Source organism: Leeuwenhoekiella sp. A16, assembly GCF_047946675.1.
Lineage (GTDB): Bacteria > Bacteroidota > Bacteroidia > Flavobacteriales > Flavobacteriaceae > Leeuwenhoekiella.
Genome location: NZ_CP172313.1, coordinates 1,317,452 through 1,335,162 on the forward strand (window position 1 = coordinate 1,317,452; position 17,711 = coordinate 1,335,162).

At 38.5% G+C, this 17,711-nt stretch carries 12 protein-coding genes and 1 tRNA gene; 9 read left to right on the top strand and 4 right to left on the bottom strand.

What is annotated here, in order from left to right:
- Positions 1-80: 80 nt before the first annotated feature.
- From ACH3O9_RS05645 to ACH3O9_RS05685, 9 genes are all read left to right on the top strand, one after another.
- The gene (locus ACH3O9_RS05645; protein ID WP_416445140.1) at positions 81-527 is read left to right on the top strand and encodes a ferritin-like domain-containing protein; all 447 of its coding nucleotides are present in this window, start codon (positions 81-83) and stop codon (positions 525-527) included.
- A gap of 197 nt (positions 528-724) precedes the next feature.
- Positions 725-1,171, top strand: a complete 447-nt coding sequence (locus tag ACH3O9_RS05650; RefSeq protein WP_416445142.1) for a ferritin-like domain-containing protein — start codon at positions 725-727, stop codon at positions 1,169-1,171.
- A 172-nt stretch (positions 1,172-1,343) separates the two neighbouring features.
- Positions 1,344-5,726 (top strand): DNA polymerase III subunit alpha, encoded by a 4,383-nt coding sequence (gene dnaE / locus ACH3O9_RS05655; RefSeq protein WP_416445144.1) that lies wholly within the window; start codon positions 1,344-1,346, stop codon positions 5,724-5,726.
- Between the two features lie 147 nt (positions 5,727-5,873).
- Positions 5,874-6,191: a thioredoxin gene (trxA, locus tag ACH3O9_RS05660; RefSeq protein WP_416445146.1), complete on the top strand. Its 318-nt coding sequence runs from the start codon at positions 5,874-5,876 to the stop codon at positions 6,189-6,191.
- A 206-nt stretch (positions 6,192-6,397) separates the two neighbouring features.
- A complete protein-coding gene (locus ACH3O9_RS05665) occupies positions 6,398-6,946 on the top strand; it encodes a ClpP family protease (protein ID WP_416445148.1) in 549 nt (182 codons plus the stop codon).
- An 8-nt stretch (positions 6,947-6,954) separates the two neighbouring features.
- Positions 6,955-7,884: a DUF58 domain-containing protein gene (locus tag ACH3O9_RS05670; protein ID WP_416445149.1), complete on the top strand. Its 930-nt coding sequence runs from the start codon at positions 6,955-6,957 to the stop codon at positions 7,882-7,884.
- A 110-nt stretch (positions 7,885-7,994) separates the two neighbouring features.
- Positions 7,995-8,068 (top strand) — tRNA-Asp (locus ACH3O9_RS05675).
- 126 nt (positions 8,069-8,194) lie between these two features.
- Positions 8,195-8,458, top strand: a complete 264-nt coding sequence (locus tag ACH3O9_RS05680; protein WP_416445150.1) for a GIY-YIG nuclease family protein — start codon at positions 8,195-8,197, stop codon at positions 8,456-8,458.
- A gap of 316 nt (positions 8,459-8,774) precedes the next feature.
- A complete protein-coding gene (locus ACH3O9_RS05685) occupies positions 8,775-11,168 on the top strand; it encodes a prolyl oligopeptidase family serine peptidase (RefSeq protein ID WP_416445151.1) in 2,394 nt (797 codons plus the stop codon).
- 157 nt (positions 11,169-11,325) lie between these two features.
- On the opposite strand, the gene ACH3O9_RS05690 is transcribed toward ACH3O9_RS05685, so the two are convergent.
- Genes ACH3O9_RS05690 through ACH3O9_RS05705 form a run of 4 tightly spaced genes read right to left on the bottom strand, consistent with a single transcriptional unit; the run spans position 11,326 to position 17,664 of the window.
- Positions 11,326-13,524, bottom strand: coding sequence for a beta-L-arabinofuranosidase domain-containing protein (locus tag ACH3O9_RS05690; RefSeq protein WP_416445153.1), 2,199 nt, complete (start codon positions 13,522-13,524; stop codon positions 11,326-11,328).
- Between the two features lie 28 nt (positions 13,525-13,552).
- Complete coding sequence (locus tag ACH3O9_RS05695; RefSeq protein WP_416445155.1) at positions 13,553-14,734, bottom strand: aldose epimerase family protein; 1,182 nt, start codon at positions 14,732-14,734, stop codon at positions 13,553-13,555.
- 6 nt (positions 14,735-14,740) lie between these two features.
- Positions 14,741-15,838 (bottom strand): family 43 glycosylhydrolase, encoded by a 1,098-nt coding sequence (locus tag ACH3O9_RS05700; RefSeq protein WP_416445157.1) that lies wholly within the window; start codon positions 15,836-15,838, stop codon positions 14,741-14,743.
- 2 nt (positions 15,839-15,840) lie between these two features.
- Positions 15,841-17,664, bottom strand: a complete 1,824-nt coding sequence (locus ACH3O9_RS05705; RefSeq protein WP_416445159.1) for a glycoside hydrolase family 2 protein — start codon at positions 17,662-17,664, stop codon at positions 15,841-15,843.
- Positions 17,665-17,711: the final 47 nt, after the last annotated feature.

Genomic DNA, 17,711 nt, shown 5'->3' on the forward strand with positions numbered 1-17,711 from the left:
AACCCTGTTAAACTAAATAATTAGACTACCTACCTGCCGTAACTTGTATGTATAAATTGAGAATTTAAAATTTTACAGATATGAGTTATTCAGAAAAAATTGCAGACAAGCTAAACGAGTTACTAGAAAAGAATTATGATGCTGAAGCAGGTTATAAAAATGCTGCTGAAAAAGCAAAAAGTGTTTCTCTCAGTGGCTATTTTACTTCGCGGGCAAAAGACCGTTATGATTTTGGTCACGAACTAAAAGCTGAAATTAGAAGTTTTGGTCAAGAGCCAAATAAAGGAACTAGTTTTGCCGGGGATGTTCACAGAGCATGGATGGATTTGAAAACAGCTTTCTCATCTGATAAAGAAGAAACTGTTCTGGAAGAAGCAATACGTGGCGAGAAAGCCGCACTTGAAGATTATAATGAAATAATAGCAGATACAGATTTGCCACCATCTACTGCAAATCTACTTATTAAGCAGAGAAACAGTGTGCAGGAAGCTTTAAATCAGGCAAAGGCACTTGAAGTGGTAGCTTAAAAAGCTGCCTAAAAATACTAAAAATCCGGTTTTTTGAGCCGGATTTTTTCATTTAGTGTTAAAGTCCGCTTCTTAGAGTTAAATACTCTTAAAAACCTTGTAAACAGGGGCTTTTACCCTTATATTAAGAATGGATGTTACCGATACGCATCTCTATTAATTAAAGAAAGTATCGCTAATTAAAAATGAAATTTAAGATGAAGTATTCTGAAAATATCACAAACAGATTAAACGAAATACTAACTAGAAATTACGATGCAGAAGCAGGTTACAAGCAAGCTGCTGAGAAAGTCGAGAATAAGAATTTAAAAGACTTTTTTACAAATCGAGCAAAAGAGAGATATGATTTTGGCCACCAGTTAAAGGCTGAGATCGCAGCTTATGGTGAGAACGCAGATAAAGGCACCAGTTTTAAAGGTGATGCTCACCGCGCTTGGATGGATATAAAAACCGCGCTTTCTGGTGATAATGAAGAAGCCGTTCTGGAAGAAGCAATACGAGGTGAGAAAGCTGCAATAGAAGACTATAATGAGATTCTTGCAGATCCTAACTTACCACCCACAATAGAGAACATTTTAAAAGTGCAACGAGACAATGTAAAAACCGCACTTAATGAAGTAAAAGCGCTAGAAACAGTAGCTTAATTTCAGAATCTTCTTAAAGATGAGAACCGAGTCATTTATGGCTCGGTTTTTTTAGTTAACAACTCCTGAGAACTTTCTTTCTCCCTGCGGCTATTTTTCAATAATTTTAACTCGTTTTTAGCGTTTCGCTTAAAGCGAAATTACTACAAGCCCAAACCCTAGATTTACAGCAATGTACCTGATTTTTGATACAGAGACCACCGGCCTTCCCAGAGACTGGAATGCACCTATAACAGATGGCGACAACTGGCCCAGAGCTATACAAATTGCCTGGCAGCTGCATGATGATATGGGTAATCTTATAGAGCATCAGGATTACATGATACGTCCTGATGGTTTTGATATTCCTTATGACGCAGAGCGTATTCATGGTATCTCAACAGAACTCGCCACCCGTGATGGTGCCCCCTTAGGTGAGGTTTTAGGTCTTTTTAAACAAGCACTGGAAAAAACAAAATTTATTATAGGTCAAAATGTAGGTTTTGATGTGAATATCATGGGGGCAGAATTTCATCGCCTCGACGTTCATAATCACCTTCAGGAATTGTCTGTTCTCGATACGTGTACAGAAGTTACCGCACAATTATGCCAGATCCCGGGAGGGCGAGGCGGTAAATTTAAACTACCCACTTTAACAGAATTACATAAGTATTTATTTGCCCAACCGTTTAATGAGGCTCACAATGCTACCGCAGATGTAGAGGCAACAACACGTTGCTTCTTTGAGCTGGTACGCAGACGCATGTTTACGCAAGAACAGCTTGATGTCCCGGCAGATTATTTTGAAAACTTTACAGAGGTTAATCCGCAGCCTTTTCAATTAATCGGGCTTAAGCATATAAATCTCAAAGCAGCTTCAGACGAAATACGTCGCGCTTTACAAAAAGCCGATAAAAACGATATCTCCCGTGAGGAGATAAAAGAAAATATTGAGCAGCTTGCTAAAGTAGATTTTGTGCATCTGCATAATCATTCTCAATTTTCTATCCTTCAGTCAACCGCAAGTATTCAGGATTTAGTTGTAGCGGCCAAGAAAAATGAAATGCCAGGTGTCGCTATCACAGACACAGGCAATATGATGGGAGCTTTTCATTTCGTGAAAGCAATTACAGCCCATAACACGGCAGCGCAAAAGAAAAATAAAGAGTTAGAAGAAGAAGGTCTCGCTCCTACAGAAAACTTTATTAAACCCATCGTGGGTGTAGAGCTCAACGTATGTCTTGATCACACTAATAAATCTCAAAAAGACAATGGTTATCAGATTGTTTTTATAGCGAAAAACAAAAACGGCTATCACAATCTGGCAAAAATGGCTTCTCTGGCATACACAGATGGTTTTTATTATGTGCCAAGAATAGACAGAACAATTGTTGAAAGGTACAAGGAAGATCTTATTGTACTTACAGGTAACCTTTACGGTGAAGTACCCAGTAAAATTCTCAACGTAGGTGAGAAACAAGCTGAAGAAGCATTACTCTGGTGGAAGGAAACATTTAACGACGATCTCTATCTCGAGATCATGCGCCACGGGCAGGAAGATGAAAATAGGGTAAATCAGGTATTGATAGATTTTGCTCAAAAACACGAGGTGAAACTTGTTGCGACTAACAATACATTTTACATCAATAAAAGCGATGCAGACGCGCATGATATACTTCTTTGCGTAAAAGATGGTGAGAAAGTAGCCACACCAAAAGGAAGAGGACGAGGTTATCGTTATGGCCTGCCAAACGATGAGTATTACTTTAAGGATGCTGAAGAAATGAAAGCGCTCTTTAAAGATTTGCCCGATGCTATTAGCAATGTTCAGGAAGTTGTAGATAAGATTGAACCTTTTACACTTGCGCGTAACGTATTGCTTCCCGCCTTTACAATACCGGAAGAATTTCTCGTCACAGAAGACAAAACTGACGGCGGCAAAAGAGGTGAAAACAAATACCTGAGACATATTACCTATGAAGGTGCTAAAAGACGATATGGCGAGCTTTCACAAACGGTTATAGACCGGCTGGATTTTGAACTTAGTGTAATAGAAAATACGGGGTATCCAGGTTACTTTCTTATCGTAGAAGATTTTATTAGGGAAGCTCGCAAAATGGGAGTTTCTGTTGGGCCGGGACGTGGTTCTGCCGCAGGAAGTGTGGTTGCCTATTGTTTATGGATCACTAATATAGACCCGCTTAAGTATGATCTTCTTTTTGAGCGTTTTCTTAATCCTGACAGGGTGAGCATGCCCGATATTGATATCGATTTTGATGATGAAGGGCGTAGCCGCGTGATGGATTATGTGATAGAGAAGTATGGCGCTAATCAAGTGGCTCAGATTATTACTTATGGCACCATGGCTGCAAAATCATCTATACGTGATACCGCGCGTGTTCTGGACCTGCCATTAGGTGATGCAGACCGTATTGCCAAGCTTATTCCTAATATGTCTAAGCTCAATAAGATCTTTGGTCAATCTGATGCAGATCTAAAGAAAAAATTCCGTTCTGATGATCTTGTAAAAGTCAACGAACTTATATCACTTTCTGAAGGAAATGATCTTGAAGGGCAGACTTTGAGACAAGCGCACCAGCTTGAAGGCTCTGTACGTAATACCGGTATTCATGCCTGCGGTGTTATTATCACGCCAGATGATATAACAAATTTTGTTCCCGTCGCTACAGCGAAAGATTCAGATCTTTATGTAACTCAATTTGATAACAGTGTTGTTGAGGAAGCTGGTCTGCTAAAGATGGACTTTTTGGGTCTTAAGACCCTTACACTTATAAAAGACACGGTTAAGCTGGTAAAGATCAAACATGATATTGATCTCGATCCGGATAATTTTCCGCTTGACGATGTAAAAACTTATGAACTCTTTCAGCGAGGAGATACTATAGGGATATTTCAGTATGAATCTCCCGGAATGCAAAAACACATGCAAGCCTTAAAACCTACGGTTTTTGAGGATCTTATTGCAATGAACGCATTGTATCGCCCGGGACCAATGGAGTATATCCCCAGTTTTATCGCGCGTAAACATGGTGATGAAGAGATCACTTATGATCTTGCAGACATGCAGGAATATCTTGAAGAAACCTACGGTATTACTGTTTATCAGGAGCAAGTGATGCTCCTCTCACAAAAGCTGGCAGGTTTTAGTAAAGGTGATGCAGATGTTCTGCGAAAAGCGATGGGTAAAAAGATTTTTGCCCTGCTGCAAAAACTTAAACCTCAATTTCTTGATGGCGGTGAGAAAAATGGACACCCAAGAGAAATACTAGAGAAGATTTGGAAAGATTGGGAAGCTTTTGCTGCTTACGCATTCAACAAATCGCATTCAACCTGCTATGCGTGGATTGCTTATCAGACTGCATATTGTAAGGCACACTACCCGGCAGAATATATGGCAGCAGTATTGTCTAACAACATGAATGACATAAAACAGGTGACTTTCTTTATGGAAGAATGTCGCCGTATGGGCCTTGAGGTTTTAGGTCCAGATGTGAATGAATCTTTCAGGAAATTTACTGTAAACGACAGAGGCGCTATACGCTTTGGCATGGGTGCTGTAAAAGGAGTGGGCGCAAATGCAGTAAAAACAATTGTAGATTGCAGAGCAGATGGGCCTTACCGCAGCGTTTTTGATCTTGCTAAACGTATAGATCTGCGAGCAGCCAATAAAAAAGCTTTTGAAAGTTTGGCTCTAGCGGGAGGTTTTGACAGTTTTAATGTCACTCACAGAGCGCAATATTTTAAAGACGAAGGTGACGGAATAACCTTTCTTGAAAAAGCTGTGAAATACGGAGCTAAGTTTCAGGAGAATGAAAATTCGTCACAGGTTAGCCTTTTTGGTGACGCAAGCGAAGTGCAAATACCTGAACCTATAGTTCCGCCGTGCGAAGAATGGGGAACGATGGAGAAATTAAAGCGTGAAAAAGACGTTGTGGGAATCTATATTTCTGGTCATCCTCTAGACGATTTTAAGCTGGAAATGGACAATTTTTGCAATGCTAAGGTAAATAATTTCAACTATTTGAACGATTTTTTGAACAGGGAACTCACTTTTGGCGGAGTAATAACCGATATTCAGCACAGGGTTTCTAAAAATGGAAAAGGCTGGGCTGCCTTTACTGTAGAAGATTTTGACGATTCTTTTGAGTTTAGAATGTTTGGCGAAGACTACTTAAAATTTAGACACTTCCTGATCCCAAATAGCTTTGTACACATGAAGGTTTTTGTAAAAGAAGGCTGGGTTAACCGTGACACCGGGAAGAAAGGTGATCCTCGTTTACAGTTCAACAGTTTTATGCAGCTACAGGATGTCATGGAAACTTATGGTAAAAAGCTGACAATAAATCTTGACATTAAAGATGTTCAAGAGCAGAAAATAGACACTATAAAGGAGATACTTTTTCACCATAGAGGTGATCAATCATTACACTTTTATGTTTTTGAACCCAAAGAGCAAATCTCTCTGCATATGCCAAGTAGACGCAAAAAAGTAAGAATCTGTTCAGAGCTTCTTCAATTACTGGAACAACAAAATATAAATTATAAACTCAATTAATTGTAGCAACTTTAAATTTCAATATTGAGATTAAACTTATAAATTAGATTAACTGATGCTGAGATAGTCAAATCTAATTTGGCAGATGTAAGCTTTGGAATAATAATTGACTAATTTTGCATATATAAATTAAACATAGAAGTTATTATGGCATTAGAAATAACAGACGCAACCTTTGACGAAACTGTGTTGCAATCAGATAAACCCGTATTAGTAGATTTTTGGGCAGCATGGTGTGGACCTTGTAGAATGGTAGGCCCGGTTATTGAAGAGATAAGCAAAGAATATGAAGGCAAGGCCATTATAGGCAAGGTAGATGTAGATGCTAATCAGGAATTTGCTGCAAAATATGGCGTAAGAAATATTCCTACTGTATTGATGTTTCAAAAAGGTGAACTTGTAGGACGTCAGGTAGGTGTAGCTCCTAAAAATGTTTACACAGAAGCTATTGACAATTTACTATAAGCTCTAAAGCTTTATAAGAATATAAGGTTTGGCTTAAAGCCAAACCTTTTTTATTTTAGAACAATAACTAAAGTAGAGTATCGACAAAGTGCCAGTTAATTAAATGGCGACCATGGAACTTCATTTTTTAAAAGCTCCTAAAAATAATCGATATTTGAAAGTCCTATCTGGTAAACCGGATAAATAATAAGATTAAATAAAAAATCATGGATAATAAAAAAGCGAAAGCGCAAGATCTTATAGATTCAAAATTGCTTGATGAACGTAAAGTATTTTTATGGGGTCAGGTAGACGATAAATCTGCTAAACATGTAGTAGATCGTCTTCTCTACTTAGATGCCATAAGCAATGATGAAATTCAATTTTACATAAACAGTCCCGGTGGTTACGTAACCGCTGGTTTTTCTATTTATGACACGATAAAATCTATAAAAAGCCCGGTTTCTACAATATGTACAGGTCTGGCTGCAAGTATGGGAAGCATCTTACTATCTGTAGGCGAGAAAGGTCGCAGGTTTATACAACCTCATGCGCGTGTTATGATACATCAACCTAGCGGTGGGGCCCGTGGCCAGGCAAGTGATATAGAAATTACTGCTATGGAAATTTTAAAAACTAAAGAACTTAGTGCTCAAATTCTGGCAGATAACTGTGGCCAGACTTTTGAAAAAGTGATGAAAGACTTTAACCGCGACCACTGGATGGGTGCAGACGAGTCTGTTGCCTATGGCATTGTAGATGCTATTGCGAAATAAACTCAACTTTGAATATTCAGGCAAAACTTAATGAAATCACAGGATTCAACAACCTCGAGCTGCTGGCAGGTCAGGTTGTTGAAGGTTTCATTTCCGGGATGCACAAAAGCCCCTTTCACGGTTTTTCTGCAGAATTTGCCGAACACAAAGTCTATAACACCGGCGAAAGCACAAAACATATAGACTGGAAGCTTTTTGCCCGTACAGACAAACTTTACACTAAGCGTTACGAAGAAGAAACCAATCTGCGATGTCATTTAATTATAGACAATAGCAGCTCTATGCACTATCCTGTTCTGCAAGCTAATGACCTTAATAAGGTTAATAAAATATCCTTTTCAGTTTTAGCATCTGCTGCTATAATGCAGCTTATGAAAAAGCAACGCGATGCTGTAGGACTGAGTATTTATAGTGAGACTTACGATTTTTATGCGCCTGAAAAAGGTAGCGAGCGTCACCATCACATGCTGCTTGACCAGCTTAATCAAATAATAGTACGCAAGAGGCAGCAGGTAAAGACAGATACATATGCCAACCTGCATCTTATAGCTGAAAAACTTAAGAGACGTTCACTGGTTTTCTTATTCAGCGATATGTTTCAAAACGAAAAAGATCAGGAAACGATGTTTGCAGCGCTTCAGCATTTAAAGTATAATAAGCATGAAGTTGTTCTGTTTCACACCTACGATGGCGATAAAGAGCTAAATTTTGACTTCGATAATGCACCTAAAAGATTCATAGATGTAGAAACCGGAGACTCAATTGATGTATTTGCAGATAATATTAAACAGGAATATGCCAGCGATGTCAAGGTTTATTTTGATGCTTTAAAGTTGCGATGCGCCCGGTATAACATTAAGTATGTGGATGCTAACATACAGAAAGGTTTTGCTGCTATACTTAGCAATTTTTTAATAGAAAGACAGAAATTTTTATAAGCTAAAATTTTTTCAAAAATAGTTTGTGTACTCTAAAAGACGGTGTATATTTGCATCCGCAAGAAAGGAACCGCTGATGTGGTTTTAGAAAGCAAGTTCTTAAAATTAATGGTCTGGTAGTTCAGCTGGTTAGAATACATGCCTGTCACGCATGGGGTCGCGGGTTCGAGTCCCGTCCAGACCGCTTTTTTCTTTTATTAGAAATCAAGAGCGTTGTGTTGTTCCTGATAATTCAGGACGTGGTTTTGTAGTAAGAACCATTGAGAAGCTTTACCTAAAACAGGTGAGGCTTTTTTGTTTTAGGCCAACTATGGAATATTACGTATACATCATCCTTTCCCAATCTCAGGGAATTTACTACCGCGGAAGTTCTGCTAACCCTCATAAAAGACTTACGCAACATAATCTGGATCAAAGCAGATACACTTCAGGAAAAGGACCGTGGGAATTAGTTTTTATACAAACTTTTCAAACTAAACGAGAAGCGCTCATTCGAGAAAAGAAACTCAAAAAATATAGCAAGCAACAAATCAAAAATCTGATTAACTCCCCTTTAAACGATTTAAAGAATTAATGCCTGTCATCCCCAATGCTTTGGGGACGGGTTCGAGTCCCGTCCAGACCGCTTTTTTCTTTTATTAGAAATCAAGAGCGTTGTGTTGTTCCTGATAATTCAGGACGTGGTTTTGTAGTAAGAACCATTGAGAAGCTTTACCTAAAACAGGTGAGGCTTTTTTGTTTTTAAAGCAATTCTATAATGTACCTTCCATTTTTGCCGATTTTCTTATCAAAGAACCCGATTTTTAGCAGAATCACACCGATTTTTCTGCATTAGTAAACTTTCAATTTCTGTATATTGCTTGTACTTTATAAGCTCTATACCGCAATATATGATCACGTTTACTTCACCCCTGTCACAAGTTTTAACCTTCCTTTTTTTTATTAGTGTAACAGCTTCCGGTTTTTCGCAAACCAGCGAACTTTCAGTAGAAAAAATAATGCAGGACCCTCAATGGATGGGCACTTTCCCGTCAGATATACATTGGGGTGCTCAAAGTGAAAACATCTATTTTGATTACAATCCTGAGAAGAATCCTGCTGATTCTCTTTACAAGATAAATATCAATTCGCTAGATAAAATTGAAAAGGTAAGCTTAAGCGAAAAAAGAAAATTGATTTCGCCATACGGCAGCAGTTTTAATAAAGGCAAAACGCAAGAGCTATATACAGACAACGGTACTTTATTTCTCTATGATATAAAAAAAGATCAATCCCGCCAACTCATTGAACTTGATGGGCGCATACAAAGTCCCGTTTTTCTAAAAGATGAGAATAAAATCGCTTTTGAATATAAAGACAATGCTTACGTTTATGACTTAAAAAATGGAAGCCTGGATAGACTTACTAATATTCAGGGCGGCGATGCTCCCAAAGACAAGGAGAAAAAACTATCTGATAAAGATCAATGGCTTGAAGATGAAAATCTGGAGTTATTACAGATCGTTAAAGAACGCAAAGATAACAGTGAAAATAGCAAAGCTTACAATGAAGCTACTGAAGAAAAAGAGCCCTTTGCTTTTTATCTCGGCGATAAATCCATTAACGAATTAACAGTTTCTCCTACAGCTGATTATATCACATTTAATCTTATTAAACGAGATCGAGGCGAAGGAACAGAAGTTCCCAATTATGTTGATGAAACTGGTTATACTACAGACATCCACACGCGTAGTAAAGTGGGCGATGATAAAACTGAAGTCGAGCTGGCTATTTACGACGTTAAAAAAGATACTGTTTATATGGTTAAAACCGATGACCTCCCCGGGATTAAGGATTTACCAGATTATGTAAAAGATTATCCCGATAAAGAATGGGAAGAAAAAGTGCGCGATGTCATCTTTTCAAGCGCCGAATTTTCTCCTGACGGAAGTAAAGCAGTGGTGAACATACGTTCTAAAGATAATAAGGACCGCTGGATAGCAGAACTCAACCTGAATGACGGCACGCTTAAAAATTTAGATCGCCAGCGTGACGAAGCCTGGGTCGCCGGTCCTGGCATAGGATGGAGTTTTGGCGGGGGAACTCTAGGTTGGCTTCCCGATAATAAACATATTTATTTTCAGTCTGAAGAAAATGGTTTTTCTCATTTATATATTCTGGATGTTACTACAGGAACTAAAAAAGATTTGACTCCGGGAAAATATGAAGTTTTTGATCCGTTTTTGTCAAATGATAAAAAAACCTGGTATTTGACCACATCAGAAGTTGGTGCGGGAGAGCGTCATTTTTATAAAATGCCTGTCATGGGTGATAAAATGACAAAGCTCACCTCGATGACAGGAAACAATGAAGTTCATCTTTCACCTGATGAAAAATATATGGCAATTCTCTATTCATATAGCAATAAGCCTTGGGAACTATATTTCAAAAAAAACAGTGCTAAAACTGAAGCGCAACAACTCACCCACGGCCAATCTGAAGCTTTTAAAAGCTATGTCTGGAGAGACCCAAAACAGGTGAACTTTAAAGCTGAAGACGGCACTATGGTTCCTGCCAGATTGTATGTTCCTGATGCGGCTGCCAAGAATAACGCGGCAGTGGTCTTTGTACATGGCGCCGGGTATCTTCAAAATGTACACAAATGGTGGTCAAGCTACTTCCGTGAATATATGTTTAATAATATGCTTACAGATCTTGGGTACACTGTAATTGATATAGATTACCGCGGAAGTGCCGGTTATGGGCGTGACTGGAGAACTGCAATTTACCGCCATATGGGAGGAAAAGACCTGAGCGATCAAGTTGATGGCGTAAAATACCTAATCGAAAATTATGATATTGATCCTGATAAAGTTGGTATTTATGGCGGTAGTTATGGAGGTTTTATGACCTTAATGGCGCTTTTTACCGCTCCAGATACTTTTAAAGCGGGGGCTGCTTTGCGCTCTGTAACAGACTGGGCACATTATAATCACGGTTATACATCAAATATCCTTAATGAACCGTCAGATGACCCTATCGCCTATCGCCGGTCATCTCCTATCTATTTTGCTGAAGGTTTAAAAGGAGATCTCCTTATTGAACACGGTATGGTTGACACTAATGTGCATTTTCAGGATGTGGTGCGCTTAAATCAACGCTTAATAGAACTTGGGAAAGACAATTGGCAAATGGCAATCTTCCCTGTAGAAAGTCATAGCTTTGTAGAACCCAGCAGCTGGACAGATGAGTATAAACGCATCTTAAATCTCTTTAACAAAAGCCTGCTCGGGAAAACCGAATAAAAATATAGAAGAATTGATAAGAAAAGACCTGCCAGGTTTTAAGCACCTGGCAGGTCTTTTTAGTTTAGTTGCTGTAAACAAATTACTGTAACCTGACTAGTTTTGCTTAGGAATACGTATTGCCTTTAGCTCCCTTTTAATATAATAAGAGCTGAATTTATTTTGTTTTTCTCCAGTCATGGGCATTCTCACCCTCTCCTATTACCGGAAAAGAACTAATACGCAGACGTGCAGCACCCATAGGAATCAATTCTACGGTTTCAGTTTTCTGTACTGAGCGTACAGGACTTGATTGTAATTCTCCCGCCAGACCGTATTGATCTACGGTCCATTCAGGTATTTGTTTTGCTTTGACTTTTATGACAAAAGGCACATCCTCTGGAGTAAAGGGAAAATTACTTTTAGGCCATTCTCTTTTTTCAATAGTAAAAGACTCTTCAGGATTTTCTTTATTCAACACTAATCCATAATTCCATGGGGTTGTAGGATGAATTTCATAGGAAGGCCAATTTTCCTTATCTACACCTTCCTGCCATTTTGAATCTCCTATGGCCGTCTTATCACTTTCTTTTCGCTCATAATCTTCGCCAATTTTAAGGCTGAATGTAAGAGGCCCATAATCTACACTTACACTATTTTGATTCTGTTCCCACCTGCGCACATGAAGTTCTTTAGGCAATGACAATGTAACCTCATCTCCATCATCCCAAATTCTATCTATGCGTATATATTTACCAGCTTCAGGCGTAACCTCTATTGCTTTACCATTTATTAAAATTGAAGCTGTGTCTGCCCATGCAGGAATTCTGAAATAAAACGGGAATTCTAAATCCTTTTCCTGCGTATGTAAAGTAAAGTTAATGTCTTGCTCAAAAGGGTAGTTAGTCTTTGATGTTACTGTAATATTTTTACCTTCGGCGACATTAGCAGAAACGGTAGATGGCGCATAAATTACGGCTGCTAAACCATTATCCGGAGTGGCCATCCATAGATTTTCGATTAAATAAGGCCATCCCTGACCATGGTTATGCTGGCAGCATCTTGAACTAAACGGGTTCATCATTAAGAATGGACCGTCATTCATAATCCCTGGCCGGTGGTTTTGATCATCATTCATCACCATGTTGGGGCTTGTAATATACCTAAGGGATTTCAGATCAGGCATCATAGTTGCTGGAAGGGTATTGAATGTAACTTCCTCGGCATGATCTGCCCAAAAAATATCTCCGGTGATTCTTAAAAGGTGCTCATCTGAGTTCATTTGCTCTACTACACCACAGGTTTCTATACCTTGTCGAGGATCACTATAACCAGGTCTGGCGTTTTCATCAGCACCAAACATACCTCCAGGAACCTGACCAAAATGATCTCTTACTATTTTAAAATCATCATAGGTAGCCTTTAGATCATTCTTATCATGACTTAATTGATAATACTGCGCAGGCTCTCTAAATCCCTGAGCTATATTTACATTATGCCAGTCTACCAGATTAGCATACCATGATGGCCACTCATTACCTTCACGTTTTTCTTTCCAGTTGTTTATTTCATCAAGCGTATTATCCCTTTTTTCCCACGGCGCAGTATTTCTATGTATTTTTTCTATTAAATCAAGTAACCATTTCTCTCCTGTACGATTGTATAGCCATACTACACTATAAAGATTATCCCCTCCTCTCACACGCTGCCAGTAATGGCTTTTAGAAAGAAATTGATCATCAGGTACATTCAATTGATATTTAAAATAGTTTGACATAAGATCAATTACACGCTCATCGTTAGCGTACTCATAATAGGATTGCAAACAATAAAGCATAATCATATTTGCCCAAAAATCCTGAGTCCCGTCTTCACCGATGCTTTTAGGACCAAAATTACCATCTAGTCGTTGACTCGCTATTGCTGCTTCAATCCATTTACGTGATTCTTTTAGCATCGCTTCATCTTCCAGAATGTAAGCAGTATTACCATAACCTTTTAACCAATAAGGAACTTCTTCCCACCCCCAGGATCCTATACCATTTTCTGCTAACCAGGCATTATCTTTTTCCTGCAACCATGCACTTATTTCACCAAGGTTGCCCATAAGCCCGTTTGCCTGCCGTTTTAGGGTTTCTTGCAGCCAATTTTCTGGTTTTATGGCTCCTACGGGAAGTTTGATAAGAACACTGGGTTCAAGAGGCTTACGATTACTAATGTAATTTACATTTACAGTACTCGTATCTGGGATTGATACAACCTGAATATCCTGATGTGCTACATTCTCTTTATTAGAATTGCAGGAGCTTACTAATAAAAATGAAATACCTATAAATAGCATTGTGCCCCTACTATTTATTAATTGCTTTAGAATCATATCCTTGATTTTAAATTAAAAAGACATTCTATTGCTGAATATCAAATCGATAAATAGAAATGGTATGATACACATCGCCGGGATTTAAAATAATAGAAGGGAATTTAGGCTGATTAGGCGCATCGGGAAAATGCTGCGTTTCCATAGCAAAAGAAGTACGGTAGTCATCAGTTGCCCCAGACTTAAAACTGTTTTTAGACTGCATAAAATTTCCGCTGTAGAACTGCAATCCGGGTTCCTGAGTATAAATATTCATTTCTATACCCGATTTATCGCCGATTACTGTTGCAGCATGATTCATCTCTTCTCCCTGATTTGCATTCAGCACAAAATTATGATCATATCCGCCACCATTTTCTAACTGTTTATTTTCAGTTTTTATGCGCTCGCCTATGGTATGCGCATCAGTAAAATCGAAAGGAGTGTTGGCTACATTTCTCAATTCTCCTGAAGGAATAAGTCCACCATCAACAGGAGTAAATTTATCAGCATAGATTTGAACACGATGATTTAGAATTGATCCGCTTCCTTCGCCATTGAGATTAAAGAAAGCATGATTTGTCAAATTCACAGGTGTAGGCTGATCTGTTGTGGCTTCGTATTCCATTTTTACAGCTCGATCACTGGTCAAAGAATACGTCACTTTCACATTGAGATTTCCCGGAAAACCTTCTTCCCCATCAGGAGATTTATACTGTAACACCAATGTCTTTTCATCGGGTTGTGAAGCGTCAAAAACAACATATTGAAATCCTTTATTTCCACCATGTAAGGTATTCCCATTATTATTTGTAGGAATGGTGTAATTCTTTCCGTTTAAAGCAAAATTTCCTTTAGCTATACGATTACCTACGCGACCTATAGTAGCTCCAAAATAAGGCTCTGTAGAATTTGCATAAGCAGTGGCACTATTCATTCCCACCACAACATCTGTCATTTTTCCATTTTTATCTGGCACCCATAACCCTACAAGACGCCCTCCGTAATTTGTAAATGCCGCAATTATACTATCGTTGTTTAACCAGTATAAGCCTGCCTTTTTATTGTCTATTATTGTATCAAAACCCTGTAATTTCAAGTTTGTCTTTGACGCCTGAAGTATCACTTGTTTAGATGATATCTCTTCATCTTCTGTTTTAGTTGCTTTGTTTTTACAAGAGCAGATAACACATAACATTACTGCGAATGATATAATTTTTTTCAATTGCATAGCTTATTATTTTGTTCCCGAAGGAATTTCTAATACTGTTTTTTCAGTAACCGGGGCTCCCAGATCAGGTGTCCCATCGTTGTTCCAGTTAATTTTTTGCATACGAGGAGAGCGCTTTCCACCGCAACCGTCTCCCGGGTTTGAATTAGCGTGGTAAAGTATCCAGTCTTCTTTTCCATCTGGAGATTTAAAAAAGGAATTATGCCCTGGTGCATAAACTGAATTGTCAGGAGATTGCTTAAAAAATGGCCTAGGATTTTTTACCCATGCCGAAGCATCTAGCAAATTACCAGAACCATTAAACTGCAATAAACCCAGACTGTAAAAATCTGTCCAACATCCACTTGCCGAAAAGACAATAAAAACTGAATCATGGTGAGAAAGAAACTGTGGTCCTTCATTGACATTCACGTGTGGAGGCTCTGAATTTTCGCCCAAATCCCCATGTTTTTCCCACTCATAAGTGGGTGTCGCAATTTTAACCCGCTCTCCTTCTATGGTATACGGGTTTTCCATCTTAGCTATGTAGATATTTTGAGTACCATTCTCATCACCATCCCATCCAGACCATATCATGTACAATTGCTCTTTATATTCAAAGACATTGCCATCAATAGCCCATTTATCAGAAGGTGCGGCGATTTTTCCTTTAAATTCCCATTGATCAGTTAAAGGATCGTCTGATATATTCTCAATAGCATACATCCTGTGATTGTCATTATTACCATCATCTGCAGCAAAATATACATACCACTTGTTATTAATATGATGAATTTCAGGAGCCCAAATTTCTTTAGAGAATAAGGTGTCACTTGGTGGAATCCATATTGTTTTTTTCTGGGCAGAGGACAAATCTGCCAGGTTTTTAGTTTTCCATATAACCAGACGATTACCTAATGTGTTTGTATAGTAATAATAACCATTCACATATGTACTGTATGGATCAGCCCCGGAAGTCAAAATGGGATTTGTAAAAGTTTCTTTTACACTTTTACTAATATTACTCAAATCCTCCTTACTCTCAGGCCGCTCTTTACACCCGGCGAGAACAACAAACACATAAAACAAAAGATGTCTTAATACAGTTAATTGAGTATTTCTCATACTTAATCTAAAGTATTAATAACATCCTGATTTGCTTTTCGGATCTGTTGAATGTCTACTTTATCTATTTTACGATCATAGGTCATTAAACCATTAACCTCTCCTTCTACATCTGTGGTCTGGGTATATACCGCAGCAGAGAATCCTGCTTTAACTAGTTGGGAAAGTTTCGTTGAGAATTTTATATACTCCTGTGTTACCTCATCAGAATTTTTGAATTGAACGTAACCCCAGTTATTATCTGTCTTCCATAAATGATCTTCTAACGGGAGACCTATCCCGCCATATTCTCCTAATACTGTTACTCGCTCTGCATCGTATAAATAGAGATCAGGCCCAGGATAATTATGCAGGTCTAAAATATCGCCAGTTTGAAAATGATTCCCGCCGCTGGCAGAATTCACCAATCGAGAAGGATCATTTTGTTTAGTCCAGGCAGTAATCTCCTCTGTATCAAATTGGCCCCACGCTTCATTAAAAGGAACCCACACTACAATACTGGGATAAGAATACAATTCATTCATAATAGCTTTCCATTCTTTACGATAAATTGCTTCAGACGCATCACTACGTTGGTCTTCACTTCCTTTAAAGAAATCACGGGATTGCCAGCCAGGACCCCTTCCTCCATTAGGCATATCCTGCCATACTAAAATACCTAATTCATCACAGTGTGTGTACCAACGCGCAGGCTCTACCTTTACATGTTTACGTATCATATTAAAACCAAGCTCCTTAGTTTTAATTATGTCAGATTTTAAAGCTTCATCTGTAGGAGCGGTGTAGAGACCATCAGGCCACCAACCCTGATCTAAAGGACCAAATTGAAAATAATCTTTGTTATTCAATTGCATCCTCACTATACCATTATCATCCCGTTTTGACGATATTTTACGCATTGCAAAATAACTTTTCACCTCATCCTTAACCTTATCATTGTTAATGAGTCTTATCATAGTTCTGTATAAAAAAGGGGATTCTGGAGACCATAGCTTAGGCTCTTTGACATGAATGTCAAAGTCTTCTCCTAAAACAGATCTGGTTTTGCTAATTTCCTGGCCATCATCATAAACTGTTACTTCTACAATATCGCCATAAGAAGAATTTCTTCCTACAGCAGATACATGCACAAGATCATTATCGATATCTGGGACAAATCTCAAGCTTTCAAAGCTAGACGCGCTTACAGGTTCAATCCAGACAGTTTGCCAAATCCCGGTAACAGGAGTATACCATATTCCTTCAGGATTCTTCACCTGCTTACCTCTGGGCTGTGGTCCTTCATCGCTAGGATCCCATACTCGCACAGTTAATTGTTGACTTTTGTCTTTACTTAGAAAAGGAGTAATATCTAACGAGAAGGAATCATATCCTCCTTTGTGACTTCCTACCTTAATATCATTTAGCCATATATCTGCCTGCCAGTCAATAGCGCCAAAATTTAAAAGTATGTTCTTCCCCTTCCAACTCTTTGGAATTACAAAATCAGTCTTATACCAAACTTCATTCTCACTACCCACATTTTTCATCACTCCAGACAGGCTGGATTCAACTGCAAAAGGAACTAAAATTTGCCCATCACTTTTTTGAGGTGCTGTTTTTCCGCTAGGCTGTATAGTGTAATCCCAGAGACCATTTAGGTTTTTCCATTCTGTTCTTTGCATTATAGGACGTGGATATTCCTTCAAAACCTGTTCAGGATTAACTTCTTCTGCCCATTCTGTTTTTATCTTATTGCCCGCCGGTTCCCACTGCGCAAAAACACTTGCCTGGATAAAAGCAAGTATTCCTATAAGCAACATTTTATGTAGTTGAATGCTCTTCATAGTGTCTTTTTATTTAATACTTTATTCTCAAGATGATCTGAAATTAC